The organism is Rhizobium sp. PAMB 3182 (assembly GCF_052908355.1).
The window spans coordinates 4,002,893-4,029,333 of the sequence record NZ_CM128607.1; the positions used below are offsets into that span (position 1 = coordinate 4,002,893).

Here is a 26,441-nt window from a genome sequence, read left to right on the forward strand (position 1 = left end):
TTGTCCCGAATTCAGCCAGTTCAGCTTTAAGCCACATATTCGGCGCCACACTCGATCATCCAAACAGGAGACGAGGTTAAGTCATGGCGGCATACAATATCGCCTTCGCGGCACCGGACAACGCTGCGGGCGCCCTTTCATCCAAGGCACGGCCGGTCGATATGGTTCATCTTTCCCGGCAGACCATGGGCGACAAGGCCCTTGAAATAGAAGTGCTGAGGGCATTTGCCCGGCAGGTCCGGATCTACATGACCGAGCTGTCCGGTCCGGAGCCGGAGAAGACCTCGGCAACGGCCCATCGGCTCAAGGGCTCGGCGGCATCGATCGGGGCGTTCCAACTCGCCGAGGCGGCCGGTCTTCTGGAGGCCAAGCCCACCGATCCGGCGCAGCTTGCCGCCGTCAGCGCCGCCGTCATCGACGTCCACAATTTCATATTGGCACTCGACCGCTGACCGTCCCCGCGGTGCACGTGCCGAATTGGTGCTGATTGCCGCGTTGGTGTCACCGATTTCCGACCGTCGTGCTCCGGCGGCCGCTTTTGCGCGTCCAGCCATAATTCTGGTTAATGAAGTGTTGTATCGCGCCTTGCCGGCCGGGATCTCGGCGACAAAGGAGAGGGGCCGCTGGGTCCGATGCGGGCCCTGAGATTGCCGTCGCCAATGGTTGACTGACTGGTGTTTTTGTCGGAAGAAACCGTTCGGATAATAACATCCTCCCAATTTCGTCGGACAAGGGTAGCAATGACCAAACTGACTATTGTCGCTTTCGACGGCAGCCGGGTCGATCTCGACGTGGCAGACGGCTCGACCGTCATGGAAAACGCCGTTCGCAATTCCGTTCAGGGCATCGAGGCAGAATGTGGCGGCGCCTGTGCCTGTGCCACCTGTCATGTCTATGTGGACGACGCCTGGACCGACAAGGTCGGACCGCCGGAGCCCATGGAAGAAGACATGCTGGATTTCGCCTACGATGTGCGCCCGACGTCCAGGCTTTCCTGTCAGATCAAGATGACGCCGGATCTCGACGGCCTCATCGTCTATACTCCGGAGAAGCAGGCCTGATCAGCAGACGCTGGCAAAAAAAAGCCTCGCTCTGTTGTGGGAGCGAGGCAAGTCGGGCACGTCGCCAGTCAGGCGAGGGAGGAAACACCTGCGGCATAGGACGCGCCAGGAGAACATTGAAAACTCTTGTGAATTTCTGCCTTTGTTGATTTGATTTCTAAACGAACCCGCTGGCAATATCCATCGCCAGATTTGACCAGTTATTCACAGTATTGTCCGCAAGTTTCAGATAAGTTTTAACTTCAAACTAGAAGAACTTGCGGGTGTAGTTTCATAGACGTGTCTATTGAGATTGGTTTTTGCGGTCGAGTTTCATCCGCAGCATGCGAATCATACGACGATCGAATGTAGCAGCCTGCAGCCGGTCGAAGCGGCTCTGGTCGGCATCGTGGGCGATCAGCATCTCGGCGGACACGGTATCCACCTTCTCCTTCATCCGGTCGCAATCGCGCTGGGGCGGCAAAGCCAGGAGCGCACGCTCGGTTTCGAAGGCGTGCGAGCGGGCAATTTCCGCATGGCGCTCCTCATGCCGGCGAATGTCGGTCGACAGCGTGTCCCAGACGAGGGCGAGGCCGCGGTCAGCATGGCGGCGATTGGCCCATTTGGGCAGGAAGATCTTTATGTCGAGGATGACAAGCGCCTTCGACACGCGGCATCTGCCGGCGGACTGCTCGTAGGTCACCTTGCCATCGAAACGGATGCGCGTCAGCCCCGGATGATGAAGGCCGCTCGTCCGGCTCTTCGGCCCTCGGCGGGTCAGTTCCCGGTCGAGATCCTCGGCGGTTTTGCCGTGGATCGAGAAGTAGCGATAGGACTTGTGAATGACCGGCTGCGCCTGCGACCGCTCCGGGATTGCGACAGCTGCAATCAATGCTGCGGCGAGTATGATCGAGGCTCTGGTCCGGCGGCGGATGTGGCGCATGTGTCAGTTCCGTATGCTTGCACTTGGCGCGAGCTTGCTGCATAGCCGGGGACAGCGCAACATGGCGCGGCGATAATTTCACGAGGCGGGTCAAGTGACGGATTTCGCATCAGCGGTGCTGCGGGAAAGAGAATGGCGGCTGGCGCATGGTCGTACGGCGACGCTTGGCGCGAAGGGCCATATCATGGCCGTCGTCAATGTGACGCCGGACTCGTTTTCCGACGGCGGTCTCTACCAGGCGACCGATGAGGCCATCGCGCATGCGCTCTCCTGCGTGGAGCAGGGCGCGCTGATCGTCGATGTCGGCGGGGAATCGACCCGTCCGGGGGCGGCCCCGGTCAGTGCAAGCGAAGAACAGGAGCGCATCCTTCCCGTGATTGCCGCTCTGGCCGCGCATGAGGGCGTGCTGATCTCGGCCGACACCTACCGGGCGGAGACGGCCCGGTTGGCCATCGAGGCGGGCGCGCACATCATCAATGACGTGCATGGCGCGCAGCGCGAGCCCGACATCGCCGCGGTCGCGGCTGCGACCGGCGCCGGCCTGGTGCTGATGCATACCGGGCGCGGACGCGCGGTGCTTCCTGACGTGATCGACGATCAGAGAGCCTTCTTCGCGACGTCGCTTGAGATTGCCGACAAGGCGGGCGTTTCGCGCGATCAGGTCGTTCTCGATCCGGGTTTCGGTTTCGCCAAGGAGACCGTCGAATTGAACATTGACCTGATGGCCCGCTTCGACGAATTGCATGCGCTCGGGCTGCCGCTTCTGGCCGGTACTTCGCGAAAGCGTTTCATCGGCGCGCTGACCGGACGGGAGGCGGCGGACCGTGATGCCGGCACCGCTGCGACCACCGTGATGCTGCGGTTGATGGGGGCGGGGATCTTCCGGGTGCATAATGTCGCAATGAACCGGGATGCACTCGCGGTTGCGGATGCTATGCTGGTCGCCAAACAACGCATGGCCTGGAGGCCGCAGCAATGACCAAGACCTATACGATCACCCTGAAGAACTGTGCCTTCTTCGCCCGCCACGGGCTGCACACGGAGGAGGAGGTGCTGGGCCAGCGCTTCTTCGTCGACGCGGAGCTCGACGTCGAACCCGGCGATGCGCTGGAGACGGACGACATCACGTCGACGGTTGACTACGGCGTCGCCTTTCAGGTCATCGAGCGCATCGTCACCGGCGAGCGGCGCTACCTGATCGAGGCGCTGGCGCTCGAGATCGCCAAGGCGCTGTGCGACCGGTTCTCGCAGATCCGGCGCGCCCACATCACGGTGCGCAAGCCGAGCGCGCCGGTGCCGGGCGTTCTGGACTACGTACAGGTGAGCATTGAGCACTTTGTCTGAGGGCGCACGCATTGCCGCGACGCTCGGGCTTGGCGGCAATATCGGCGATCCGCCGCATGCGATGGGCGAGGCGTTGCGCATGATCGACGGACGTGGCGACACGTCCGTCGTCGCCGTCTCGAAGCTTTACCGCACGCCGCCCTGGGGCAAGACAGATCAGCCGGACTTCTTCAACGCCTGTGCGCTGATCGAAACCAGCCTCGAAGCCGACGAGCTTCTGGAGCTCTGCCTTTCGACCGAACTCGACATGAAGCGGGTGAGGGTGGAGCGCTGGGGCCCTAGGACGATCGACATCGATATTCTCACCTATGGCGCTCTCGAAATCTCCAGCAAGCCGCTGGAAATTCCGCATCCGCGCATGACGGAGCGCGGCTTCGTGCTGTTGCCGCTCGCCGATATCGCCGCTGAGCTGACGGTCGCGGGCAAATCGGTCGCTGACTGGCTTGCAGGCGTGGATCGCGCGGGAATAGAGGTTGCCGACGCCGACAGTGACTGGTGGCGAACGGCATGAAAAAGGCCGCATCCGCGGCCTTGAGCACTGTCTGCTGGACTTTCGTCCTGCCTACTTGATGGCGCCGACCTGAATCGAATCCGGATCGCGCTGCAGGGTAAGGCCGATGACCGGCACCAGCGTTTCGCCGACCTTGACCGAGATCGTGATGTTCATGGTGTTGTCGCCGGCCATGCGGGCGATCATCGCGCCATTCAGCTTCTGGCGGTTGATGCCCATGACGACGCTGTTGCCGCGCACGGTGCCGGACACGATGTCGAGGCCCTTGCCGGCTGCGCCGTCGAGGAACTTGCCCTTGTAGCCGCCGCCGGCCTGCGCGACGACCGCCTTCATCGGCTGGCTGAACACGCCGACGCGGCAGGATCCGTCGAGCGACATGCCGACGCTGCTGCCGGGTGTCTCGCCGGTCAGGTTGCAGGTGAACTTCGTGCCCTTGTACTTGCCGGCGACGATTTCTCCCGGACCCTTCCACTGTCCTGAGACGGACGAGAAGAAGGCCTTGTCGCGAGAAGAGGCCAGCGCGGTGCCGGCATTCGCCAAGGGCAGTGTAAGCGTGAGCGCAAAGATCGCGGTTGCACTGACGAAGCGGTGCGAAAACATGGAAATTCCCCGAATGAAACAGCTTTGCAAGTACCCCGATACTTGCACGATAATGGTTAATGCTTTGTTTCAATCGATGCAAGCGAAGGCTTTCGATGCCGCTTCCGTGGAAGACGCTGTGCAGCGCGAAATCCTCGCATAAGCCATTGACGGAGATGGCGTATCTCTATTCTTTCGTCGTCTTGCTGGAACGGAATTCCGGAGCGAGCTTGGTTAAGAATTCGCCAATTCCGGGCCTTTTCAGCGCCTTGAACTCCAGCGGGCGGCAAAGGTCCATGGCGGCGATGCCGATGCGCGCGGTCATCAACCCGTTGATGACGCCTTCGCCGAGCCGGGCGGAAAGACGGGACGCCAGGCCGTGGCCGAGCACCTGCTGGACGAGGCTGTCGCCGACGGCAATCGAGCCGGTGACGGCGAGATGGGCCAAGACGTCGCGCATCAGCCGCAGCATGCCGAGCGAGCCGGGCCTGCCGCCATAGAGATCGGCGATGGTTCGGATCAGCCTGGCGGCCTCGTAGAGCACATAGGCGAGATCGACGATGGCGCGCGGGCTGACGGCGGTGACGACCGAGACACGCTTGGCGGACGAGAGGACGGCCGCGGCGGCGATCCGGTCGAGCGGCCCCATCAGTTCCCGTTCGGCAAGACGTATGAGGTCGGCACCGTCGACGACCTCGCCTTCGGTCGCGGCCAGCGTGGCGCGGCCCTTCGCCGTTTCCGGGCGGCTGGCGGAGAGGGACACGAGGTGCGCGACCGCCTTACGCGCCGGCGCGGCGCTGGTGTGTGCCGCGGCTTCGGCGGCCTCCTGCTTGATCTTCTGGACGGCATTCAGGCGCGCAATGCCGATGGTTTCGCGCAATACGATGCCGAGAAGGCCGAGGACACCGAGGCAGACGAGCGCGATCGCGGTATAGCCCAGCCAGTCGGCCCGGCTGAAAAGGTCTCGGATGAGCTGATCGATCCACAGCCAGGCGGCGAGCGACAGTACCGCGCCGAACGCGCCTGCCGCGAGCTTGGCGAAGGAGAAGCGCTTGCGCGGCTTCGGCACGGCGACCGGCAGCTTCTCTTCGGCAATGCTTTCCGACAGGAAGGGGTCTTCATGGTCGGGCGTCGGGACGACCTCGACCGAAAAGCTCTCCGGCTGGCGCGGCTTGGCGCCCTGCGGCTTTGACGGCGTGGGATCCTCCATCATTGGAAAGGAGGCCGGCGCGCGGCGCTGTCTATTCTCGTCGGCGGTCATTCCAGGCGGTCTCCGAACAGAAATTGCATGGCGCGGTCAAGGCGGATGTGGGGCACCGAAAGCGTGACGCCTTCGCCGGTCTTCTCCAGATGAGGCGGGCGGAAGCGGACGACATTGACCTCCGGCTTCTGCCAGTTGCCGAAGCCGGCCGCGTCGGCATCCATATGTTGAAAGAATGATTCAGGATTCTCCGGCAAGTCACCGGGAAATATGGCGGTTTTCTCGTTGCCGTCGAAGGTCTTGCCGGCGATCGTCTCGCCGGCGATCGGCGTGCCGGTGATGACCGGCAGCTCCTGTCCGTCATGCTTGACCGTGCCTTCGCGGGTGGCGCGCACGGCGGCCATGGCGATGACGTCGATACCGGCGCCGGACATGCCGATGCGCTTGACGGCGCGGTCGACGAGGCGGGCAGTCAGAACCTCCAGCCGCCGGTGGCTTTCATGGTGCAGGTGGTCGGCCTTGGTCGCGGCGATCAGCACCTTTTCGACGCGCCGCGTCACCAGCGAAGAGAGGAAGGTGTTGCGGCCGGCACGGAAGCAGGCCAGCACGTCAGTCAGGGCGCGTTCGAGATCGGCGACGGCCTCCGGCCCGCGATTGATCGCCTGCAGCGCGTCTACCAGCACGATCTGGCGGTCGAGCCGGGCGAAGTGTTCGCGGAAGAAGGGTTTGACGACGGACGTCTTGTAGGCCTCGTAGCGGCGCTCCATCATCGCCCGAAGCGAGCCGCGGATGGCGCTCTTTTCTTCCAGATCCGGCAGTGGCGCGAATGTCAGCGCCGGCGAACCCTCAAGATCGCCGGGCATCAGGAACCGTCCGGGGGGAAGGGTCGAAAGTGAGCGCTCGTCCGTCTTGCAGGCCCTCAGATAGCGGGTGAAGGCTTCGGCAAGCGCCCGCGCCTGCATCTCGTCGGCGGGAGCATCGGCATCAGCCTTCTCTGCAAGTTCCAGCCACTCTCGCGACAGCTCGGCGCGCACGCCGGTGCGCGCGAGTTCGCTCGTCTTCCGGCTGAAGGTGTCGTAGTCCTGATCGAGAAGCGGCAGGTCAAGAAGCCATTCGCCAGGATAGTCGACGATGTCGATCGATAGCCGACCGGGACCGGTCAGGCGGTTCCAGGTGCTGGCGCTTTCATAGGCAATGGTCAGACGCAGTTCCGAGATGGCGCGGGTGGAATCCGGCCATATGCGGTCCTCGACCAGTGCCTTGATGTGATCCTCGTACTGAAAGCGCGGAACGGTATCGTCCGGCTGCGGCTCCAGACGGATCGCGGAAATACGGCCGGACTGCAGCGGTTCGAACATCGGCAGGCGGCCGCCATGCAGCAGATTGTGGACGAGGGAGGAGATGAAGACCGTCTTGCCGGCGCGCGACAGGCCGGTCACGCCCAGGCGAACGGACGGGTTGACCAGATTGGAGGCGCGATCGGCCAGATTGTCGAGGGCGATCAGCGCGGCGTCGGAGAATGAGGTCATGGATGGCGGCAGGTCAGCGTTTCAGGTTGCGGTTACGACTGAACATATAGGGAAGGTCGCCAGCCGCCGAAAGGCCCGTGCCGGTTTCAGTGGTCCATGTCGGTGATGAAACGGATGATCGACCAGACGGATGCGGAGGCATCGAGGACGGCAAGGCCTGCCGTCGGATAACCGGAGCCGGCGTATTTCGCCACGGCTTCCGCGCCGGCGAGATCCCCGAACAGCTCTTCGATGGACGGATTGTGGCCGATCAGCAAAACGGACTGGCAGTCGCTCTGGGCGGATATGATCTCGGCGTAGACGCTCGCCGAGCCGTGATAGAGCGAGTCGGAAAAGCGGATGTCCAGGTCTTCATCGAAGACGCGTTTGAGCGGTTCGGCCGTTTCCCGGCAACGGCGGGCGGTCGACACGATCACCCGGTCCGGGCGGTATCCGAGGTCCGCCGCCCTTTCGGCGACCAGTTCTGCTTCCGCAAAACCCCGTGCGTCGAGCGGGCGGTCGAAGTCGCTCTGCCCAGGCCCCGGCCAGGCGGCGTTCGCATGGCGCATGAGGTAGAGGCGGAAGGGAGGCGGTGTCAGCAGATCCATGGAACGGTCCCGGTGTGCAACTCACTCTGCCTTAGCGTATCGGCGGCCAAACCGGAACGCGTTTTGCGCGGCCTCACGGAAATTTTAGGCCGTGAAGGGCAGCCGCAAGCGATCAGGCAATTTCGTGCGATGAAAGACTCACGACTCTCCTCCACATTTTGCCTCGGAAAGTCTCAAAGCCGCCGATTGTCCTAAATTTGATCAGAACCAACCTCAGGCTTCAGACGATTTTTGCCTGATATGCCATCTATCCTACTGATTTTCATATTATTTTCAAAAATGTTGATGATGGTGGCATTTGGCTTGAATAATGCATGTTGCTTGGGATATACACCCGCCATGTGAGATGTTCTGCTGGAGAAACGCGTTGAGTGAGAATATCGATCTTAGCACTTATGAGCTCTCGGAAGACGAGGAGTTCATGAATGCAAATCAGAGGGCATACTTCCGGGCCAAGCTGGTTGCGTGGAAGAATGACATCCTCCGTGAAGCCCGCGAAACCCTCGACCATCTGGCCGAGGAAAGCGCGAACCATCCCGATCTTGCGGACCGGGCATCCTCCGAAACAGACCGAGCGATCGAACTGAGAGCCCGCGACAGGCAGCGCAAGCTGATCTCCAAGATCGACGCCGCCCTGCAGCGGATCGATGACGGGACTTACGGTTATTGCGAAGAGACGGGTGAGCCGATCGGGCTGCGCCGTCTGGATGCAAGGCCGATCGCGACGCTGTCGATCGAGGCGCAGGAGCGCCACGAGCGGCGCGAGAAGGTCTACCGCGACGAGTGATCCGTCCCGCGACGGGTCTGCTGCAGTCGGTTTCGCCTGACCGAGCGGGTCTCGCCGGCACGAGGCCGCGCGCTCGATTTTGAATTCGCCTCAAGGGCAGGTTACATTAACGAAGGCCGCGCTCCGGTTGGGAGGCGCGGCCTTTATAATTCCGTGTGGCTTTGTCGGCAGGATTGCCGGAAGAGAGTGTTCGCGCCTAGTTCTTCTTGCGGTCGAAGGTCATCTCGCCGAAGATTTTCGCGATCTCGTTCTGGAGGATCTGTTCGTCACGGCTGACGCCGGTGATCGGCGGCGCGGCGCTCGTGCGGGCCGGCCGGCCTTCCGATGGTGACGAGGGGGCGGCAGACATCGGGATGCGATCCATCTCCGCCTGCAGGATGCTCTCGAAGTCCGTTGTGGACAGCGGTACCTCATGCGTGGCCGCCTCAACGCTCCGAGCGGTCGCAGTCCATGACTGTTGTTGGGCCTTGATCTCCGGCGAGCCGTCGATGGCAGGGCCAGCCTTGGCTGCCGCGGGGAGTGCGTCGTGATTGTGGTTCGCGCCGCTCTGCGGGCGGGGAGAGGGCTTCATGATGCGCTGACGGGCGCGCTCCAACACATCCTCTGCTTCATCCGTGAAAATGCTTCCCGTGCCCGTAAGAATGGTCTTGGCCGGCTGCATCGGCGGCGTGGAAAAGCCCATCGGTTCGACGGAAACGGGATTGCCTCGCGACACATCCGTCTGCGGCGTGACGGTGGCGGACATGGTCTGGTCGCCGGGCTTGGGGCCCGGACTGGCAGGCTGTGCCGGCTGGTCGGGCGCCGAAACCGGCGGGGCGGCATCATCGGGCTTGACGCGGGTCAGTTCCGCTTCGCTGCGCAACATGCTGACCGCCTCGTCGAGGCCGCGCTCCATGTCCTCGACCTTGCGCAACGTCGGTTCGTTGTCGGTCTGGCGCGCCGCCAGCGGAAACCTGGGCGAGGGTTTCGGGGGCTGCGGGCTGACAGGCTGCGCGGCACCGACATCGAAGGTGTCGGCAGCGCTCGGGTTCTCGAAGGTGCCGGCATTCTGGCCGTCGGCCGCCGAATACCGGTTGGGGATGTTGCTTTCGATGACGATGTCGCTCGATCCGCCAATCATCAACAGATGTTCGACGTCGTCGCGGCGGATCAGCACGATCTGGCGGCGGGTGTCGATGGCGGCGTGGTCGAGAACCTGAAGGCGGCTCTTCTTGTTCCTCTTCACGCGGACGAAGGAGGTGGGCGCGCGCCGCTTCAGGATCCAAAGCATGCCTACAAATACGATCAGGGCGACCGAGACGATCGCCGTCGCAAGAAGGAACCGTCCGCCATAGCCCGCCAGCACGTCGTCCATCTTCGTCAGTCACTCCTGTGTCGCCCGGTTCGATTGAACCTTTTTTGGGTGTAACGCGCAATCATTCTTCGAAACTTGTCCAGAGATAAATTGGCACCAAAGAGGCACCGTTGTGACTTTTGTCCGAACGACATCGGCAAAAGGTCATGAATGTCTGTGAATGTGTGCGTTAATGATGCATTGGAAGCTTTTGGCGCTTCTGACAAATTGCTAAACAGGGTTGCTGCGCCGATTCCATCACATGCCACCTTTTTCGCTGGGACGAACAGGGCGCCAGACACGAGGAGTCGATGACGAGACTGCAAGCAGGCGACATAAGACGCGCACCGTTGATAGACCGGAGCGCTCAATCGGGTCTTGGCCTTCGCATCGTTCTCCTGGCGCTGACACTGATCGTGGCAGCGGCGGCGATCGTGTATTTCCAGGCATCTCTCGACAGCGAACTGGTGCTCGGCCTGCTGGGCATTCTCGCCATGGTCGGCATCTTCTTCCTGGTCTCCACCGTGATCGGCTTCGTTTCGGTGATGCCGCCGGCCTCGGCCGACACGCTGGCACGCGGGTATCTCGACAGCCATCCGGACGGCATGCTGATCACCGACATTCGCGGCCGGGTGATCTATGCCAATGCCGCCTACGGGCAACTGACGGGGGCGACCAAGGCGACCGAGGTGCAGACGCTGGAAACGCTTCTGTCGCGCAGCGACGAGTCGAACGAGGCGCTGTACAAACTGACCAATGCGCTGAGGGAAAAGACGGAGGGCCAGGAGGAATTCCGCCTGCTGCGCCCATTCGGCGGAGCTGTGACCGGCTCGGGATCCGGCGCGCACTGGTACAGGCTGAAGGCGCGGGCGCTTCCGGCGCAGGGAACGCAGAAGCCGGAACTCTTCATCTGGCAGATCACCGATATTACCGCCGAGCGGGAAGACCAGGAGCGTTTCTTCAAGGAGTTGCAGAACGCGATCGACTATCTCGACCATGCGCCGGTCGGCTTCTTTTCGGCCGGCCGCAAGGGCGAGATCTTCTACATCAACGCGACGCTTGCCGAATGGCTGGGACTGGATCTCGCTACCTTCTCTCCCGGTTCGATGGCGATTGCCGATCTGGTGGCGGGCGAGGGGCTGTCGCTCATCAACTCGGTCCAGGCCGAGCCCGGAACAAAGAAGACGGAGGCCCTCGACCTCGACATGCGCCGCTCGGACGGACGCAGCCTGCCGGTGCATCTGGTCCACCAGGTGCGCTCGACGCGCGACGGCGCACCGGGCGAGAGCCGCACGGTGATCCTGACGCGGCAGGCATCCGCCAGCGGCGACGGAACGGCAACGGCGGCTTCGATGCGCTTTACCCGCTTCTTCAACAATACGCCGATGGCGATCGCCTCGGTCGACGGCGAAGGTCGGATTCTCAGGACCAATGCGCCGTTCCTCAAGCTGTTTTCCGATATCGTCAGCCGCGACGATGTCGGGCAGGGCGCGCTGATCGAGACGGTTCTGGCGCAGGTGGAACGTCCGAAGATGGAGGCGGCGCTGGCCGCCGCGCGCGACCGTCAGGGTGACATCGCCCCGATAGACAGCCGCCATCCGGGCGACGAGACGCGGCACTTCCGCTTCTACGTCAATGCCGTCATCGACCAGAGCGACGAGGCGCCGGAAGAGGCGGCTATCGTCTATGCGGTCGAGGTGACCGAGCAGAAGGCGCTCGAAACGCAGATGGCGCAGACGCAGAAGATGAACGCCGTGGGCACGCTCGCCGGCGGCATCGCGCACGACTTCAACAATGTGCTGACCGCGATCCTGCTTTCGTCAGACCACCTGCTTCTGCAGGCGCGTCCGTCGGACGCCAGCTTCTCCGACCTGATGGAGATCAAGCGCAACGCCAACCGCGCCGCCGTGCTCGTTCGCCAGCTGCTTGCCTTCTCGCGCAAGCAGACGCTCAGGCCGGCGATCCTGAACCTGACCGACGTGATCGGCGACCTGCGCATGCTGGTCGAACGGCTGATTTCAGGCACCAACGTCAAGCTGACGGTTGAATACGGGCGCGATCTCTGGCCGGTGAAGACCGACCTGTCGCAGTTCGAGCAGGTGCTGATCAATCTCTGCGTCAACGCCCGCGATGCCATGCCGGAGGGTGGGGCCCTGACGATCAGGACCCGCAACCTGTCCGCCGCCGAGGTTGGCGCTTTCAATTACCCCGGCATGCCGGCGGAGGAAATGGTCGCCGTCGAGGTCGCCGATACGGGTACGGGCATTCCGAAGGAGATCATGGACAAGATCTTCGAGCCCTTCTTCACGACGAAGGAAGTGGGCAAGGGCACGGGTCTCGGCCTCGCCATGGTCTACGGCATCGTCAAGCAGTCCGGAGGCTTCATCTATCCGGAGTCTGAAGTCGGCAAGGGCACCGTCTTCCGCATCTTCCTGCCGCGCCACATTCCGGAGGTTCAGCCCACGGTCGTCGAAGTCGACGGAGCGTCGGCCAGCGCCGCACCGCTGGCGCCGGCAAAGGCACCGGAGCAGGTGGACCTCACCGGCAAGTCGGCCGTCGTTCTCCTGGTCGAGGACGAGGAGGCGGTTCGCCGTGGCGGCAAGCGCATGCTGGAAACCCGTGGCTACACCGTTCACGAGGCGGGCTCCGGCGTTGAGGCGCTGGAGATCATCGAGGAGCTGAACGGCGAGGTCGATATCGTCGTCTCCGACGTCGTCATGCCGGAAATGGACGGGCCGAGCCTCTTGAAGGAAATCCGCAAGATCTATCCGGACATGAAGTTCATCTTCGTTTCCGGTTATGCGGAAGACGCTTTTGCCAGGAACCTGCCGGAAGATGCGAAATTCGGCTTCCTGCCCAAACCCTTCTCGCTGAAACAGCTGGCGGAAGCCGTCTGGGACATGCTCGGCCAGAAGGACTGATCGCGTCGCGGTGCAAACAGCGCTGCCTTCTACAGACATGAAAATGCCGGCCACGAGGGCCGGCATTTTTGTTTGTATCGGTGATGTGTGACTGTCAGCCTGCCATGGCGACGGCGATGCCGGCGGCGAGGCGGGCATTGTTTTCGACCAGCGCGATGTTCGTCTTCAGGCTGCGGCCGTCGGTCAGCCGGTAGATGTCGGAGAGCAGGAAGGGTGTGACTTCCTTGCCCTTGATGTCGGCATCCTCGGCATTGGCTAGCGCGCGGGTGATGTAGATTTCCATTTCCTTGCGCGGGATTTCGGCTTCTTCCGGCACCGGGTTGGCGATCAGCATGCCGCCGCCGAGAACCATGGCTTCACGGGTCTTCTGGAAATGGGCGATCGCCTCAGGGCTGTTCAGCATCAGCGGGCTCGGCAGGCCGGATGAGCGCGACCAGAAGGCCGGGAATTCATGCGAGCCGTAGGTGACGACCGGCACGCCGCGGGTTTCGAGGACTTCGAGCGTCTTCGGAATGTCGAGGATCGCCTTGGCACCGGCGCAGACGACGATGACAGCCGTGCGGGCAAGCTCCTCGAGGTCGGCGGAGATGTCGAAGCTGAGCTCCGCACCGCGATGCACGCCGCCGATGCCGCCGGTGGCGAAAACCCGAATGCCGGCGCGGGCTGCGGCGATCATGGTCGCCGCGACCGTGGTGGCGCCGGTGCGCCGTTCCGACATGGCAAACGCAATGTCGGCGCGCGAGACCTTCATGGCGCCGGTCGTCTGCGACAGCGCTTCGAGTTCCGTGTCTTCCAGGCCGACATGCAGCTTGCCGGCGATGACCGCGATCGTTGCCGGAACCGCGCCCTCGGCGCGGATGATCGCCTCGACGCTGCGCGCCATCTGCAGGTTGCCCGGATAGGGCATGCCATGGGTGATGATGGTCGATTCGAGCGCGACGATCGGCAGGCCCTGCGCCTTGGCGTCGGCGACTTCCTTCGAGTAGGTGATCGGGAAATTGTGGGCGGGTGTGGTCATAATCGGATCCATCAGACTTGTTTTCTTGTTCATGCCAGAAGGCGGGGTTCGGGTACAAGCGCCAAGGTGGCGTCGAGCGTGGCACGGCCGAGATTTTCGGCTGCGGCCAGAGGCGATTGAAGGGTGATCACTGCTGCAGCCGCACCGGTGCGCAACGCTTGAGGCAATCTATCGCCGTCGAGGGTCGCCGCGATCACGCCGGCGGCGAAGGCGTCGCCGGCGCCGGTGACATCGGCTATTTCCGCGAGCACCGGAGGCGTGAGCAATGCGACGGTCTCGTCCTGGAAGGCGACGACATCGCTCCGGCCGCGGGTGACGACTGCGCCGCGCAATCCCTGGCGGCGCAGCAGGTCCGGCCAACCGGCGGGCTCTTGCGGCCTTGATCCCGCGATGGCTTCGGCCTCGGCCTCATTCATGAAGAGGAGGTGGAGGCGCGGCAACGCGGAACGGAAGCGGACGACCTTGGCCGGCGAGATGGCGATCGCGGCAAGCGGGATGCCGCGTTTCGCCGCCACGTCCGCGAGCGCGGTGATCGTTTCGGCGGGCATGTTGCCGTCGGTCAGGATGAGGTCGGCCGCTTCGATCGCGTCCCGGATCTGGCGCATGGCAAGGCGGCGCGGCGAGAAGAGGGCGTAGAGCTCCATGTCGGCGATGCCGATCACCAGATTGCCGTCCTTCTCCAGGATCGCGGTGTAGCTCGGCGTCTGCCTGTCGAGAAAGGTCAAGGGGCGGTCGTCGATACCCGCCCGTTTGGCTGCGTCCGCAACCATGTCGCCGGCCTGATCGCCGCCACGCGGCGAGACGAGCGTGACGGCGTGGCCCAGCCGGGCGAGATTCTGCGCGGCATTGAAGCCGCCGCCGCCGGGTTCGGTGAACCACCGGCCCGGATTGGACGCGCCTGGCACCGTCGCAGTCGAAATGCGCGCCCGCCGGTCGATATGGGCGCCGCCGATGACGAGGATTTTCTTGGTCATGGGAGCCTGCCTGATGAGCGCGATTCGGACAAAACAGGGCTTTGGGAGGCGCGAGGCCGCATGCGGCAAGCTCTTGTTTCCACACCCGAAAACGAAAAGAGAACAAATGTCATATTGTTATTTTCTTTCATCGGCTTGCAAGGGTCTTGCGAAACGAGAACAAAATGTGTACATATTCGTCATCGACGGCTTCATTGCCTGTGCGGCTTCAATAACCTAAAGGTGGATCAAATGGCACAAAATTCTTTGCGGCTCGTAGAGGACAAATCCGTGGATAAAAGCAAGGCACTGGAAGCTGCACTTTCCCAGATCGAACGGTCGTTCGGCAAGGGATCGATCATGAAGCTCGGTTCCAATGAAAACGTCGTCGAAATCGAAACCATTCCGACCGGCTCGCTCGGGCTCGACATCGCGCTCGGCGTCGGTGGTCTGCCGAAGGGACGCATCATCGAGATTTTCGGACCGGAAAGCTCCGGCAAGACGACCCTGGCGCTGCAGACGATCGCGGAAGCCCAGAAGAAGGGTGGCATTTGCGGCTTCATCGACGCCGAGCATGCGCTCGATCCCATCTATGCCCGCAAGCTTGGCGTCGATCTTCAGAACCTTCTGATCTCGCAGCCGGACACCGGCGAACAGGCTCTGGAAATCACCGATACGCTGGTGCGTTCCGGCGCGCTTGACGTTCTCGTCATCGACTCGGTCGCCGCGCTGACGCCGCGCGCGGAAATCGAAGGTGAAATGGGCGACAGCCTGCCGGGCCTGCAGGCCCGCCTGATGAGCCAGGCGCTGCGCAAGCTGACCGCCTCGATCTCGCGTTCGAACTGCATGGTCATCTTCATCAACCAGATCCGCATGAAGATCGGCGTCATGTTCGGCTCGCCGGAAACAACGACCGGCGGCAACGCGCTCAAGTTTTATGCGTCGGTTCGCCTCGACATCCGCCGGATCGGTTCCGTCAAGGACCGCGACGAAGTTGTCGGCAACCAGACGCGCGTCAAGGTCGTCAAGAACAAGATGGCACCGCCCTTTAAGCAGGTCGAGTTCGACATCATGTATGGCGAAGGCGTTTCGAAGACCGGCGAACTGGTCGATCTCGGCGTCAAGGCGGGCATCGTCGAGAAGTCCGGCGCCTGGTTCTCCTATAACAGCCAGCGTCTCGGTCAGGGTCGTGAGAATGCCAAGCAGTTCCTGCGCGACAATCCCGACACGATGGCCGAAATCGAAATGGCGCTGCGCCAGAATGCCGGCCTGATCGCCGAGCAGTTCCTGGACAAGGGCGGTGACGAGGACGACGGCGACGCCGCCGCCGAGGGCTGAGACCGATACGCGACCTGGCGGGCAATCGTTCGCCGGTCCGCTGACGATCCGGACGGGGTGAGCCCCGGGATCGATGGCTTTGACGGCTGCACATCAAGGCGATGTGCAGCCGTTTCCGTTTGTTCTGGACAGTCATGGGGGCGTTGGATAAAAGCCAGTGGTTTTGTTGAATAATCCGCCGGACGGCGGGCGGCAGTGAAGGGTCAAGCATGAGCGGCGTGAACGACATCCGGTCGACATTCCTCGACTATTTCAAGACGAACGGACACGAGGTGGTTGCCTCCAGCCCGCTCGTGCCGCGCAACGATCCGACGCTGATGTTCACCAATGCCGGCATGGTGCAGTTCAAGAACGTCTTCACGGGTCTGGAAAGCCGTCCCTATTCGACGGCCGTGACCGCGCAGAAATGCGTGCGCGCCGGCGGCAAGCACAACGACCTCGACAATGTCGGCTACACCGCGCGCCACCATACGTTCTTCGAGATGCTCGGCAACTTCTCCTTCGGCGACTATTTCAAGGATCGCGCGATCGAGCTTGCCTGGAACCTGATCACCAAGGAATTCGGCATCGACCGCAACCGGCTGATGGTTACCGTCTATCACACCGATGACGAGGCCTTCGATTTGTGGAAGAAGATCGCCGGCCTGCCGGACGAAAAGATCATCCGCATCCCGACCAGCGACAATTTCTGGGCGATGGGCGATACCGGCCCGTGCGGCCCCTGTTCGGAAATCTTCTACGATCACGGCGACCACATCTGGGGCGGGCCGCCCGGCTCCCCGGAAGAAGACGGCGACCGCTTCATCGAGATCTGGAACCTCGTCTTCATGCAGTACGAGCAGGTGACGAAGGAAGAGCGCCTCGAACTGCCGCGCCCGTCGATCGACACCGGCATGGGGCTTGAGCGTATCGCCGCACTCCTGCAGGGCAAGCACGACAATTATGACATCGACCTGTTCCGGGCCCTGATTGCGGCGTCCGAAGAAGCGACCGGCGTCAAGGCCGAGGGCGACAAGCGCGCGAGCCACCGGGTCATTGCCGATCACCTGCGTTCAGCCGCCTTCCTGATCGCAGACGGCGTGCTGCCGTCGAACGAAGGCCGTGGCTACGTGCTGCGCCGCATCATGCGTCGCGCCATGCGTCACGCCGAACTGCTCGGTTCGCGTGATCCGCTGATGTGGCGGCTGCTGCCGACGCTGGTTCAGGAGATGGGCCGCGCCTATCCGGAACTGGTGCGCGCCGAGGCGCTGATTTCCGAGACGCTGAAGCTCGAGGAGACCCGTTTCCGCAAGACGCTCGAGCGCGGCCTTGTGCTGCTCAACGACGCGACGACCGACCTTTCCAAGGGCGGCATGCTCGACGGCGAGACCGCCTTCAAGCTCTACGACACCTATGGATTCCCGCTGGACCTGACGCAGGACGCGTTGCGCGCACGCGGCATCGGCGTCGATCTCGCCGGCTTTACCGACGCCATGGAGCGGCAGAAGGCCGAGGCTCGCGCCAGCTGGTCCGGCTCCGGCGACAAGGCAACCGAGACCATCTGGTTCGAGCTCAAGGAAAAGTTCGGCGCGACCGAATTCCTCGGTTATGACACCGAGACTGCCGAAGGCGTAATCCAGGCGATCGTCCGCGATGGCGCTGCCGTCAATGAGGCGAAGTCGGGCGAGGAAATCCAGGTCGTCGTCAACCAGACGCCGTTCTACGGTGAATCCGGCGGCCAGATGGGCGACACGGGCGTCATCACAGGCGAAGATTTTGCAATCACTGTGACCGATACGCAGAAGAAGGGCGAGGGTGTCTTCGTCCATTACGGCACGGTCAGCGAAGGCGTGGTCAAGAGCGGCGAGGAGGTCGTCCTGACCGTCGATCACGCCCGCCGGTCGCGCCTGCGCGCCAACCACTCGGCAACCCATCTGCTGCACGAGGCGCTGCGCGAGGTGCTCGGCACCCACGTGGCCCAGAAGGGCTCGCTGGTCGCGCCCGAGCGGCTTCGCTTCGACGTCTCGCATCCCAAGCCCATGTCGGCCGAGGAGCTGAAGGTCGTCGAGGATATGGCCAACGAGATCATACTGCAGAACTCGCCAGTCACGACGCGCCTGATGAGCGTCGACGATGCGATTGCCGAGGGCGCCATGGCGCTGTTTGGTGAAAAATACGGTGACGAGGTGCGCGTCGTGTCGATGGGCACCGGCGTGCGCGGCGCCAAGGCCAATCGGCCTTATTCTGTCGAACTGTGCGGTGGCACGCATGTCGGCTCGACCGGCGAGATCGGTCTCGTGCGGGTTCTCTCCGAAAGCGCGGTCGGCGCCGGCGTTCGCCGCATCGAGGCGGTGACGGGCGAGGGTGCGCGCGCCTATCTGGCCGAGCAGGACGAGCGGGTCAAGACGCTCGCGGCGACGCTGAAGGTGCAGCCTGCGGACGTCCTGTCGCGCGTCGGCGCGATGATGGACGAGCGCCGCAAGCTCGAGAAGGAGCTGGCCGAGGCCAAGCGGCAGCTGGCGCTTGGCGGCGGAAATTCGAGCGACAGCGCAAACGATGTTCGCGAAGTCGGCGGCATCAAGTATCTCGGCAAGGTTCTGAACGGCGTCGCACCGCGCGACCTCAAGGGTCTGGCGGATGACGGCAAGGCCGGCCTCGGTTCGGGCGTTGTCACCTTCATCGGCATTTCCGAAGACGGCAAGGCAAGCGCCGTCGTCGCGGTTACGCCGGATCTGACCGCGCGTTTCAGCGCTGTCGATCTGGTGCGCGTGGCGTCTGCCGCACTCGGCGGTCAGGGGGGCGGCGGTCGTCCCGACATGGCACAGGCCGGCGGTCCGGATGCGACGAAGGCGGATGCGGCGATCGAGGCCGTGGCCGAAGCGCTGGCCGGCTGACGCTGCCACCGCTGGAGTGAATATCCTGCAAAGGGCCGCCGGCAAGGGCGGCCCTTTCTTTCTGAAGTCGATCGCGGCTGCCGCGCCAGGACAGGCAGGTCATTCCGTCTTGTTTCGAGGCTGGTCGCCGGCTTGACTTGTGACAAGTCCAAGCGCTGCGCGTCCCCGATTTCAGGCTGCCACGCCCTTGATCAGTTCAATTTGTCATTGCAGATTAGCCAAAGATTTATCTCTTTTGGCTATGGTTTTAGGATCAATTTTGGTGATGGTTGCGGCGGATTGGACGCCTCAATTCTGAGTATGCCGTAGCGGCTCGAAGGCGACGCGTTGGAAAATCTGCTCAATATCGCGACGATGATGATCTGTACGTCGATCATCACGGTCTTCGTCGCCATCGGCTTTTCCATGCATGCCATTTTTCGTCCGCAGGAGCCGGCAGTGCGCTGGTGGGCCGCGACGATGTGGCTTGGAACGGGCGCGATGATCCTTCTGGCCTCCCGGTCCTTCTGGCCGTTCTGGCTGACTGTCGGTTTCGGCAACGCTCTGACTGTCGCGGCGTACGGATTTCTCTTGTCGGGGTTCCGGGTGTTTTTCGGCAAGACGTCAAAATGGCCGCTCGCCCTCATCGGCATGCTGATCTGGCTCGGCAGTCTTGCCGGGTTCGACTGGATCAGAACGGACGTCAACAACCGTATCATGCTGATGGCCCTGCTGATGTCGGGGTACACGCTGCCGATCGCTTTCGAATGCTGGAAGGGATGGAAGAGGGAAGGGCTGCCGACTGCGCTCGTCTGCAGCCTGTTTTTCTTGACGCACGCCGTCACCTACCTGGTCCGCATACCGCTCGCCTATATCCGCCCCGCAGACGAATATCTCGGCACGGCCTGGTCGCCCTGGTTCGCATTCCTGACCCTGGAAGCCTTCATACACGTGTTGTTTACGACCATTGCGATCATCGTCCTGGTGAAGGAAAGGGCAGAGGCGAAATATCGGCGGGCCGCCGAAACCGACAGCCTGACGGGCGCGCCCAACCGCGGCTATTTTGTCCGCCGCGTGGAGCGGCATCTGGCGGGCAAGCCTCAACCCTTCGTCTTCGCTCTGATGGACCTCGACAATTTCAAGGCGATCAATGACCAGTACGGCCATCTGGCCGGCGATGCGGTTCTGAAGGGGTTTGCCGAGCTCCTGATGGCCCACTTGCCGCCGTCGTCCATGTTTGGCCGGATCGGTGGCGAGGAATTCGCAATGCTCATCGGTGGGCTGACGGAACAGGATGCGCTCGAAGTCCTGGAAACCATCCGGCGAGAAACCGAGCGGCTTGATCAGTCGTGCATGGCGGGCGTTCCCGCTGTGACGGTCAGCATCGGCGCCGTCGCCAGCACCAGCGGTCTTATGGCTTTCGACGGTCTTGCCGCGGCGGCCGACCTAGCGCTCTATTCGGCCAAGGGACAGGGCCGCAACCGGCTTTGCGTCTATCAACCCGCCTTGATGCTTCGTGCCGCAGGCGAGGTGGACGGTGCTCCTGTAAAGCCGGGTCGCACGCCCGCTATTCGCCGGGATCGTCTGGTCGAGACGTCCTGATCGCGCTCAAGGCATCCTCCACCGTGTTGTAGAACGCCACGCGCGGCTCCGCGACCCCGTGGGCGCGCAGCATTTTCGCCGTGTCATAGCTTGCCCCGGAGATCATGTAGGTCACGTTGTGGCGCGCGGCCTTGCGCAGGGAGCTTTCAATCACACTGGCGGCGGTGGAATCGATGAACGGCACCGACGAGCAGTCGAGCACGAAGTTGCGACGCTGGTCGGCGATGCGGTCCAGCACCGAGCCGACCGTGGCCGCCGCGCCGAAGAAGAAGACGCCGTTGATGTGGTAGACGACGGTATCCGGATCGTCGGCGGCAACCGGCCGTTCCTTCTCGCTGTCCTCTTCCCTCATCTCCACCGCAAAATTGCGCCGCGCGGCCTCGCTGACGACGATTGCCTTGCTCATGCGATTGATGAACAGCATGGCACCGAGCGCGAAGCCGCCGATGATGCCCTCCGTCAGATCGCGGAAGATGACGAGCGCCAGCGTGACGATCAGCACCATGGCGTCGCCGCGGGAGGAGCGGATGAGCGCGGCAAAGGCGTGCTTCTCGATCATGTTGTAGGAAACGACCGCCAGCAGGCCGGCAAGTGCTGCCAGCGGAATGTAGGCGGCGAGCGGGGCTGCGACGAGCATGAAGACAAGCAGGAACAGCGAGTGCATCATGCCGGAAAACGGGCTGGTGGCGCCGGCGCGCACATTCGTCGCCGTGCGGGCGATGGTGCCGGTCACGCAGATGCCGCCGAAGAGCGGCGAGGCGATGTTGGCGACGCCTTGGGCGACCAGTTCCATGTTCGAGCGGTGGCGGCGCCCGGTCATGCCGTCGGCGACGACGGCGGAGAGCAGCGACTCGATCGAGCCGAGAAGCGTGAAGGAGAAGGCGCTCGGCAGGACGGCCAGCACCTTGTCGAGGCTGATTTCCGGGAGGCTCGGTGCGGGCAGGGTGCGGGGAATGCCACCGAAGCGGCTGCCTATGGTTTCGACCGGTAGCGACAGGAGGGCGGCGGCGAGCGATGCGAGCGCCACGGCGATCAGCATGTTCGGCCAGTTGGGGCGCAGCCGCTTGACGGCGAGGATCAGCAGGATCGTTCCGGCCGAAATGGCGAGCGCCGACGGGTTCAATGTCGGAAGCGATGCGATGAGCTGCTGGTATTTGGGAATGATGGGACCAGGCTCGGGCGCGGTGAGCGTCAGTCCCAGCAGATCCTTGATCTGGCTGGAAAAGATGATGACGCCGATACCGGCGGTAAAGCCGACGGTGACCGGATAGGGGATGAACTTGATGTAGTTGCCGAGCCTGAGCCAGCCGGCAGCCATCATCATCAGGCCGGAAAGCGCTGTAGCCAGCAACAAGCCGTCAATGCCGAACTGGTTGACGGTCGCCGCGACCAGAACGATGAAGGCGCCGGCCGGTCCACCAATCTGGTGACGGCTGCCACCGAGTGCCGAGACGAAGAAGCCGCCGATGATCGCCGTGAACAGGCCCCGATCCGGGGTGACGCCGGAGGCGATCGCGATCGCCATCGACAAGGGCAGGGCAACGATCGCCACTGTCAGCCCCGACAGCGCATCCTGCTTGAAGCGCGCGGAGGAATATCCTTCCTGCAGTACAGTGACGAGTTTTGGAACCAGGCGGTCGGTCATGGCTAAACTTCGGTCCTGAAGGATTGGTCGGGACATCGGCCAATGAAAGATGACCGATGATGCACCAGAGTCTCGCGAATAAGAAGAGGGCTCCTTCCGGGTGAGCTATTCGATCATCGCGCTGGAGGGATCTCTGATCGCCGTGGCAATCCAGAGCCTCAGCCATTCCTCTGAAGTTCGGCCGCCGCTTCGTTGTCCAGCGCCTCGGCGCGCTGGTATGCCGGTCGCGCGGAGAGCCGTGCATGATAGTCGCGGAAGGTGGGCCGGTCGTCCATCGAGCCGAATTTCAGCCCCCAGCTGATATGCGAGCCGACATAGACGTCGGCCGCGGTGAAGCGATCTCCCGCGATGAAGGGATGTGCGGAGACGGCCGCTTCCAGCGTGTCCATTACCGCTTCGTAGCTGCCGTAGCCGACCATGCCGCGGCGCTCGGAAGGGATTTCGACGGCCAGCGACCGATTGGTGACAGCGGCTTCCAGCGGTCCGGCCGCGAAGAACAGCCAGCGGTAGTAGGCGGCGCGCTCGTGCGGGCGGGGTGCGAGGCCCGCCTCCGGATAGGCATCGGCGAGATAGGCGCAGATTGCCGCGCATTCGGTGACGACGGCGTCGCCGTGCAGGATGGACGGCACCTTGCCCATCGGATTGACTGCCCTGTAGGCGTCCGTCTTCATCGGCGGTCCGAAGGGGATGATCCGGGCTTTGTAAGGAACGCCGGCTTCCTCCAGCATCCAGCGCGCGATTCGGCCGCGCGACATTGGGTTCGTGTAGAAGATGATCTGTGACATGTCGGCCTCCCGTCCGTTTTCGGGAGACTTTGCCGTCTTTGCCCATGGATGAAAAGCCGGTGACGAAAAAAGAAAACCCGGCGCGAGGCCGGGTTTCCGTCAAAGTCGATGGTTAGCCGGATCAGGCCGCCATGGCCTTCTTGAGGTTCTCGTCGATCTTGTCGAGGAAGGCGGTGGTCGAGAGCCAAGGCTGATCGGGGCCGATCAACAGCGCCAGGTCCTTGGTCATGAAGCCGGACTCGACGGTTTCGATGCAGACCTTTTCCAGCGTGTCGGAGAACTTGGCAAGCGCCGCGTTGTCGTCGAGCTTGGCGCGGTGGGCGAGGCCACGGGTCCAGGCAAAGATCGAGGCGATCGAGTTGGTCGAGGTTTCCTGGCCCTTCTGGTGCTGGCGGTAGTGACGGGTCACCGTGCCGTGGGCGGCTTCGGCTTCGACCGTCTGGCCATCCGGCGTCATCAGGACCGAGGTCATCAGGCCGAGCGAGCCGAAGCCCTGGGCCACGATGTCGGACTGCACGTCGCCGTCATAGTTCTTGCAGGCCCAGACATAGCCGCCGGACCACTTCAGAGCGGAAGCGACCATGTCGTCGATCAGGCGGTGTTCGTACCACAGCTTGGCGGCCTCGAACTTGTCCTTGAACTCGGCGTCGAAGACTTCCTGGAACAGGTCCTTGAAGCGGCCGTCATAGGCCTTGAGGATGGTGTTCTTGGTCGACAGGTAGCAGGGAACGCCGCGCTGCAGGGCGTAGTTGAACGATGCGCGGGCGAAATCCTTGATCGAGTCGTCGAGGTTGTACATGGCCATGGCGACGCCGGAGGAGGGGGCGTCGAAGACGTCATGCTCGATCGTCTGGCCGTCGTCGCCGACGAACTTGATCGACAGCTTGCCCTTGCCCGGGAACTTGAAATCGGTGGCGCGGTACTGGTCGCCGAAGGCGTGACGGCCGACGATGATCGGCTTGGTCCAGCCCGGAACCAGGCGTGGAACGTTCTTCATGATGATCGGTTCGCGGAAGATGACGCCGCCGAGAATGTTGCGGATGGTGCCGTTCGGCGACTTCCACATCTTCTTCAGGCCGAATTCCTCGACGCGGGCTTCGTCCGGCGTGATGGTCGCGCACTTGACGCCGACGCCGTGCTTCTTGATGGCGTTGGCGGCATCAACGGTCACCTGGTCGTCGGTGGCGTCGCGGTTTTCGACCGAGAGGTCGTAGTATTCGATCTCGAGATCAAGGTAGGGGAGGATCAGCTTGTCCTTGATGAACTGCCAGATGATGCGGGTCATCTCGTCGCCGTCGAGATCGACGACAGGGTTTGCTACCTTGATCTTTTCCATGAATGCCTCTTCTTGTTCGCTCAATGGGGCGCAACGCCCGGAAGAATGAAATCCGGTCGCCTATAGCATTGTGACGCGGCAAGGCAAAGATAAGGAGCGGCGAAAGTGCGAGAAAATCACGCTGTCGACGGCAATTTTCGCGCCGGCCGCCGGGGCCGCGTGCAGTGCTGCAACGGCCGGTGATTTTTTGCCGTCCGCGGCTTTCTGGCCGATAGGGATCGTCATGAAAAACTGCTAATCGACGGTCGATCGCGCCGCGTCGCCGGATATGTCGTCCGGCACGGCCTTTTCAGGAAGGTCAGACTGATGAAAACCAGATCCCTTTGCGCCCTTTTTCTTGCTTCGCTGCTGTCCTCGACCGTCGCGCAGGCCGGCGTCGATCCGCTCGTGCCGGTCAAGGAAGTCATGCAGGCGGTCGTCACCAATGCCGGCCCGGATGGCGCTACCGGCGAAGATGGCGACACCGGGATCGACGACCAGTCCGCTGAGGGCGCAAACAGCGACGCGCAGGCGACCGACGGCGGCGATGAGGATTCCGACATTCCCTATATCGACTACCTCTCCGACGAATGGCTCGACCGTGATTTCAGTGCCGGGATCGCCAAGCTCTATCGCGAGGGTTCGAAGACCGCGGCGGAGAAGGACGAGCCCTTCATCGACTACGAACCGGTGATCGGCGCCCAGGATTTCTGCCCGCTGAAGGATGTGGACGTGAAGCTCGCCGGCGAAAAGGACGGTGTCTATGATGTCGTCGCCAGCTTCAAGGCGGAAAGCTGCTTCGGAGACGACGGCGATTCGAAATCCGTCACACAGACGCATTTCCGGGTGATCGAGGAAAACGGCAAGCCGGTGATCGACGACATCGTCGTCAAGCGCGGCGACGAAGAGCAGGATTCGTTGAAGAAGATCATGCAGGACTATCTCGCGCAGCAGCACTAGGTCACCGCTGGGTGACGAAGGACGCGAAGGGCAGGCGACATGGCAGAGGTGGACAGGCACTACAGCGATCCGGCGCTCGCCGCGCTTTACGATCTCGACAGCGGCTGGGGCGCGGATCGCCAGTATTTCCTCGATCTTGCCGGCGTGACGCCCATCCGGGTTCTCGATCTCGGTTGCGGCACCGGTCTCTTGAGCCGTGCCTATGCGGCGCGCGGGCATCGCGTCACGGCGGTCGACCCGGCGCTGCCGATGATCGAGATCGGCCGGCGGGAACCGCATGGCGAGGCGATCGAATGGGTGTGTTCGAACGCCGAGACGTTTCGCTCGGAGGAGCGTTTCGATCTCATCGTCATGACCGGCAATGCGTTTCAGGTGTTTCTCACGGAAGAGGCGGTGCGGGCGCTGTTTGCGACGATGCGCCTGCATCTTGCCGATGGGGGCCGGGTGGTCTTCGAGACTCGCAATCCGGCGATCGACTGGCCGACCCGCTGGAACCACGATCACTTGCTGGAGACGAAGGCGGGCCCGATCACCGTTTCGAGGCGCATCCTGTCGTCCGGCAACGGGTTCGTCGATTTCGAGACTCGCTACATCTTTCCGGATCGCGAGACGGTGTCGACGAGCCGCCTGCGCTTCTTCTCTCCGGAGGCGATACAGGCGGAGATGGCATCTTGCGGCCTTGTGATGAAGTCACTGCAGGGTGACTTTTCGGGCGAGGCCTTCGATGCTACGCGCCATGAGGAGATGGTGTTCGTCGCGGCAAGCGCGCTCTAGCGGCTCAGTCTTTCGAGGGCATGAATGTGGCGGGCAGTGGGAGTGCACAGGAGGTGTGACGAAATCTCCGATACAAATGTGCAGGAATTTGTTTACTCGCTTATGTTGACGTCTTTCCCGTACTCTGCAATCGGGAGAAGAAAATGCTGCCGCCGCCTTTGAGTTATACCTTTTTTATTGGCTGTGGGCTGTGTGCGCTTCTTCATATCGCACGCCTTTTCCGGACGGGACGCTTTCAATGGCGTCGATTTGAGACGCCGGGAGACTTCCTTATCCTTCTGGTAGGAGATGCCTTCATAATCGGTGGTTTGTTTATCGGAATGGCGCAGCAGCATTATGGCTATTTCAAATAGCATCGCAGCCGACACGCTTTGATTTCCCGGTCGTTTTGTGCCAGTGAGACGCCGGATTTTGCAAAGACCGA

25 protein-coding genes are annotated in these 26,441 nt (G+C 62.6%); 12 read left to right on the forward strand and 13 right to left on the reverse strand.

The window, feature by feature from the left end:
* Positions 1 to 83: 83 nt before the first annotated feature.
* Both ACU5AZ_RS19155 and ACU5AZ_RS19160 read left to right on the forward strand, forming a co-directional pair.
* Positions 84 to 452, forward strand: coding sequence for an Hpt domain-containing protein (locus ACU5AZ_RS19155; protein WP_446823905.1), 369 nt, complete (start codon positions 84 to 86; stop codon positions 450 to 452).
* 288 nt (positions 453 to 740) lie between these two features.
* Complete coding sequence (locus ACU5AZ_RS19160; RefSeq protein ID WP_446823906.1) at positions 741 to 1,061, forward strand: 2Fe-2S iron-sulfur cluster-binding protein; 321 nt, start codon at positions 741 to 743, stop codon at positions 1,059 to 1,061.
* Between the two features lie 283 nt (positions 1,062 to 1,344).
* On the opposite strand, the gene ACU5AZ_RS19165 is transcribed toward ACU5AZ_RS19160, so the two are convergent.
* On the reverse strand, positions 1,345 to 1,983 hold the full coding sequence (locus tag ACU5AZ_RS19165) for a DUF922 domain-containing Zn-dependent protease (RefSeq protein WP_446823907.1): 639 nt from the start codon (positions 1,981 to 1,983) through the stop codon (positions 1,345 to 1,347).
* 94 nt (positions 1,984 to 2,077) lie between these two features.
* On the opposite strand from ACU5AZ_RS19165, the gene folP reads away from it, so the two are divergent.
* The 3 genes from folP to folK are packed head-to-tail and all read left to right on the forward strand — an operon-like array spanning position 2,078 to position 3,838.
* Positions 2,078 to 2,962, forward strand: a complete 885-nt coding sequence (folP, locus tag ACU5AZ_RS19170; RefSeq protein WP_446823908.1) for a dihydropteroate synthase — start codon at positions 2,078 to 2,080, stop codon at positions 2,960 to 2,962.
* Positions 2,959 to 3,327, forward strand: coding sequence for a dihydroneopterin aldolase (folB, locus tag ACU5AZ_RS19175; protein WP_446823909.1), 369 nt, complete (start codon positions 2,959 to 2,961; stop codon positions 3,325 to 3,327). Before folP ends, folB begins: the two co-directional genes overlap by 4 nt.
* Positions 3,311 to 3,838: a 2-amino-4-hydroxy-6-hydroxymethyldihydropteridine diphosphokinase gene (gene folK, locus ACU5AZ_RS19180; RefSeq protein WP_446823910.1), complete on the forward strand. Its 528-nt coding sequence runs from the start codon at positions 3,311 to 3,313 to the stop codon at positions 3,836 to 3,838. The genes folB and folK overlap by 17 nt, the downstream gene beginning before the upstream one ends.
* A 51-nt stretch (positions 3,839 to 3,889) precedes the next feature.
* Here folK and ACU5AZ_RS19185 read toward each other — a convergent pair whose 3' ends face one another.
* The 4 genes from ACU5AZ_RS19185 to ACU5AZ_RS19200 all read right to left on the reverse strand — a co-directional run bounded on the left by ACU5AZ_RS19185 (position 3,890) and on the right by ACU5AZ_RS19200 (position 7,734).
* Positions 3,890 to 4,438, reverse strand: a complete 549-nt coding sequence (locus tag ACU5AZ_RS19185; protein ID WP_446823911.1) for a hypothetical protein — start codon at positions 4,436 to 4,438, stop codon at positions 3,890 to 3,892.
* 166 nt (positions 4,439 to 4,604) lie between these two features.
* On the reverse strand, positions 4,605 to 5,678 hold the full coding sequence (locus ACU5AZ_RS19190; RefSeq protein WP_446823912.1) for a YcjF family protein: 1,074 nt from the start codon (positions 5,676 to 5,678) through the stop codon (positions 4,605 to 4,607).
* Entirely contained in the window at positions 5,675 to 7,159 is a 1,485-nt protein-coding gene (locus tag ACU5AZ_RS19195; protein ID WP_446826059.1) for a YcjX family protein, read from the reverse strand. Before ACU5AZ_RS19195 ends, ACU5AZ_RS19190 begins: the two co-directional genes overlap by 4 nt.
* A 74-nt stretch (positions 7,160 to 7,233) precedes the next feature.
* Complete coding sequence (locus tag ACU5AZ_RS19200; RefSeq protein WP_446823913.1) at positions 7,234 to 7,734, reverse strand: SixA phosphatase family protein; 501 nt, start codon at positions 7,732 to 7,734, stop codon at positions 7,234 to 7,236.
* Between the two features lie 367 nt (positions 7,735 to 8,101).
* On the opposite strand from ACU5AZ_RS19200, the gene dksA reads away from it, so the two are divergent.
* Positions 8,102 to 8,521 carry an RNA polymerase-binding protein DksA gene (gene dksA / locus ACU5AZ_RS19205; RefSeq protein WP_446823914.1) on the forward strand — a complete coding sequence of 140 codons (420 nt, stop codon included), beginning with the start codon at positions 8,102 to 8,104 and terminating at the stop codon, positions 8,519 to 8,521.
* 196 nt (positions 8,522 to 8,717) lie between these two features.
* On the opposite strand, the gene ACU5AZ_RS19210 is transcribed toward dksA, so the two are convergent.
* Complete coding sequence (locus ACU5AZ_RS19210; protein WP_446823915.1) at positions 8,718 to 9,875, reverse strand: flagellar biosynthetic protein FliO; 1,158 nt, start codon at positions 9,873 to 9,875, stop codon at positions 8,718 to 8,720.
* 290 nt (positions 9,876 to 10,165) lie between these two features.
* Here ACU5AZ_RS19210 and cckA point away from each other — a divergent pair, with 290 nt between their 5' ends.
* A complete protein-coding gene (gene cckA / locus ACU5AZ_RS19215) occupies positions 10,166 to 12,775 on the forward strand; it encodes a cell cycle histidine kinase CckA (protein ID WP_446823916.1) in 2,610 nt (869 codons plus the stop codon).
* Positions 12,776 to 12,869: 94 nt separating this feature from the next.
* Here the strand turns inward: cckA and ACU5AZ_RS19220 are convergent, their stop codons facing one another.
* Positions 12,870 to 13,793: a pseudouridine-5'-phosphate glycosidase gene (locus tag ACU5AZ_RS19220; RefSeq protein WP_446823917.1), complete on the reverse strand. Its 924-nt coding sequence runs from the start codon at positions 13,791 to 13,793 to the stop codon at positions 12,870 to 12,872.
* A gap of 29 nt (positions 13,794 to 13,822) precedes the next feature.
* Positions 13,823 to 14,767 carry a carbohydrate kinase family protein gene (locus ACU5AZ_RS19225; protein ID WP_446823918.1) on the reverse strand — a complete coding sequence of 315 codons (945 nt, stop codon included), beginning with the start codon at positions 14,765 to 14,767 and terminating at the stop codon, positions 13,823 to 13,825.
* A gap of 231 nt (positions 14,768 to 14,998) precedes the next feature.
* On the opposite strand from ACU5AZ_RS19225, the gene recA reads away from it, so the two are divergent.
* The 3 genes from recA to ACU5AZ_RS19240 all read left to right on the forward strand — a co-directional run bounded on the left by recA (position 14,999) and on the right by ACU5AZ_RS19240 (position 20,538).
* Positions 14,999 to 16,084 carry a recombinase RecA gene (recA, locus tag ACU5AZ_RS19230; RefSeq protein WP_446823919.1) on the forward strand — a complete coding sequence of 362 codons (1,086 nt, stop codon included), beginning with the start codon at positions 14,999 to 15,001 and terminating at the stop codon, positions 16,082 to 16,084.
* Positions 16,085 to 16,293: 209 nt separating this feature from the next.
* Positions 16,294 to 18,957 (forward strand): alanine--tRNA ligase, encoded by a 2,664-nt coding sequence (gene alaS / locus ACU5AZ_RS19235; RefSeq protein WP_446823920.1) that lies wholly within the window; start codon positions 16,294 to 16,296, stop codon positions 18,955 to 18,957.
* Positions 18,958 to 19,284: 327 nt separating this feature from the next.
* Positions 19,285 to 20,538, forward strand: a complete 1,254-nt coding sequence (locus ACU5AZ_RS19240; RefSeq protein WP_446823921.1) for a GGDEF domain-containing protein — start codon at positions 19,285 to 19,287, stop codon at positions 20,536 to 20,538.
* Here the strand turns inward: ACU5AZ_RS19240 and ACU5AZ_RS19245 are convergent.
* The 4 genes from ACU5AZ_RS19245 to ACU5AZ_RS19260 all read right to left on the reverse strand — a co-directional run bounded on the left by ACU5AZ_RS19245 (position 20,504) and on the right by ACU5AZ_RS19260 (position 24,529).
* Positions 20,504 to 22,183, reverse strand: coding sequence for a SulP family inorganic anion transporter (locus ACU5AZ_RS19245; RefSeq protein WP_446823922.1), 1,680 nt, complete (start codon positions 22,181 to 22,183; stop codon positions 20,504 to 20,506). The two genes, ACU5AZ_RS19240 and ACU5AZ_RS19245, sit on opposite strands and share 35 nt — an antisense overlap.
* 158 nt (positions 22,184 to 22,341) lie before the next feature.
* Positions 22,342 to 22,968, reverse strand: coding sequence for a glutathione S-transferase family protein (locus ACU5AZ_RS19250; protein WP_446823923.1), 627 nt, complete (start codon positions 22,966 to 22,968; stop codon positions 22,342 to 22,344).
* Between the two features lie 121 nt (positions 22,969 to 23,089).
* A complete protein-coding gene (locus ACU5AZ_RS19255; RefSeq protein ID WP_446823924.1) occupies positions 23,090 to 24,304 on the reverse strand; it encodes an NADP-dependent isocitrate dehydrogenase in 1,215 nt (404 codons plus the stop codon).
* A 60-nt stretch (positions 24,305 to 24,364) separates the two neighbouring features.
* Positions 24,365 to 24,529 (reverse strand): hypothetical protein, encoded by a 165-nt coding sequence (locus ACU5AZ_RS19260; RefSeq protein WP_446823925.1) that lies wholly within the window; start codon positions 24,527 to 24,529, stop codon positions 24,365 to 24,367.
* Positions 24,530 to 24,610: 81 nt separating this feature from the next.
* Between ACU5AZ_RS19260 and ACU5AZ_RS19265 the strand changes: the two genes are divergently transcribed.
* Both ACU5AZ_RS19265 and ACU5AZ_RS19270 read left to right on the forward strand, forming a co-directional pair.
* Positions 24,611 to 25,243: a hypothetical protein gene (locus ACU5AZ_RS19265; protein ID WP_446823926.1), complete on the forward strand. Its 633-nt coding sequence runs from the start codon at positions 24,611 to 24,613 to the stop codon at positions 25,241 to 25,243.
* Between the two features lie 39 nt (positions 25,244 to 25,282).
* Positions 25,283 to 26,017 carry a class I SAM-dependent methyltransferase gene (locus tag ACU5AZ_RS19270; protein WP_446823927.1) on the forward strand — a complete coding sequence of 245 codons (735 nt, stop codon included), beginning with the start codon at positions 25,283 to 25,285 and terminating at the stop codon, positions 26,015 to 26,017.
* A gap of 92 nt (positions 26,018 to 26,109) precedes the next feature.
* Here the strand turns inward: ACU5AZ_RS19270 and ACU5AZ_RS19275 are convergent, their stop codons facing one another.
* Positions 26,110 to 26,385: a hypothetical protein gene (locus ACU5AZ_RS19275; protein WP_446823928.1), complete on the reverse strand. Its 276-nt coding sequence runs from the start codon at positions 26,383 to 26,385 to the stop codon at positions 26,110 to 26,112.
* Between the last annotated feature and the right edge of the window lie 56 nt (positions 26,386 to 26,441).

Bases quoted from the DNA above. Each gene is read 5' to 3' on its own strand.
- ACU5AZ_RS19165 (WP_446823907.1), bottom strand. From the start codon at position 1,983: ATGCGCCACATCCGCCGCCGGACCAGAGCCTCGATCATACTCGCCGCA.
- ACU5AZ_RS19265 (WP_446823926.1), top strand. From the start codon at position 24,611: ATGAAAACCAGATCCCTTTGCGCCCTTTTTCTTGCTTCGCTGCTGTCC.
- ACU5AZ_RS19255 (WP_446823924.1), bottom strand. From the start codon at position 24,304: ATGGAAAAGATCAAGGTAGCAAACCCTGTCGTCGATCTCGACGGCGAC.
- ACU5AZ_RS19190 (WP_446823912.1), bottom strand. From the start codon at position 5,678: ATGACCGCCGACGAGAATAGACAGCGCCGCGCGCCGGCCTCCTTTCCA.
- ACU5AZ_RS19225 (WP_446823918.1), bottom strand. From the start codon at position 14,767: ATGACCAAGAAAATCCTCGTCATCGGCGGCGCCCATATCGACCGGCGG.
- folB (WP_446823909.1), top strand. From the start codon at position 2,959: ATGACCAAGACCTATACGATCACCCTGAAGAACTGTGCCTTCTTCGCC.
- ACU5AZ_RS19200 (WP_446823913.1), bottom strand. From the start codon at position 7,734: ATGGATCTGCTGACACCGCCTCCCTTCCGCCTCTACCTCATGCGCCAT.
- cckA (WP_446823916.1), top strand. From the start codon at position 10,166: ATGACGAGACTGCAAGCAGGCGACATAAGACGCGCACCGTTGATAGAC.
- ACU5AZ_RS19160 (WP_446823906.1), top strand. From the start codon at position 741: ATGACCAAACTGACTATTGTCGCTTTCGACGGCAGCCGGGTCGATCTC.
- ACU5AZ_RS19185 (WP_446823911.1), bottom strand. From the start codon at position 4,438: ATGTTTTCGCACCGCTTCGTCAGTGCAACCGCGATCTTTGCGCTCACG.
- ACU5AZ_RS19245 (WP_446823922.1), bottom strand. From the start codon at position 22,183: ATGACCGACCGCCTGGTTCCAAAACTCGTCACTGTACTGCAGGAAGGA.
- recA (WP_446823919.1), top strand. From the start codon at position 14,999: ATGGCACAAAATTCTTTGCGGCTCGTAGAGGACAAATCCGTGGATAAA.
- ACU5AZ_RS19260 (WP_446823925.1), bottom strand. From the start codon at position 24,529: ATGACGATCCCTATCGGCCAGAAAGCCGCGGACGGCAAAAAATCACCG.
- ACU5AZ_RS19250 (WP_446823923.1), bottom strand. From the start codon at position 22,968: ATGTCACAGATCATCTTCTACACGAACCCAATGTCGCGCGGCCGAATC.
- ACU5AZ_RS19210 (WP_446823915.1), bottom strand. From the start codon at position 9,875: ATGGACGACGTGCTGGCGGGCTATGGCGGACGGTTCCTTCTTGCGACG.
- ACU5AZ_RS19270 (WP_446823927.1), top strand. From the start codon at position 25,283: ATGGCAGAGGTGGACAGGCACTACAGCGATCCGGCGCTCGCCGCGCTT.
- alaS (WP_446823920.1), top strand. From the start codon at position 16,294: ATGAGCGGCGTGAACGACATCCGGTCGACATTCCTCGACTATTTCAAG.
- ACU5AZ_RS19220 (WP_446823917.1), bottom strand. From the start codon at position 13,793: ATGACCACACCCGCCCACAATTTCCCGATCACCTACTCGAAGGAAGTC.
- ACU5AZ_RS19155 (WP_446823905.1), top strand. From the start codon at position 84: ATGGCGGCATACAATATCGCCTTCGCGGCACCGGACAACGCTGCGGGC.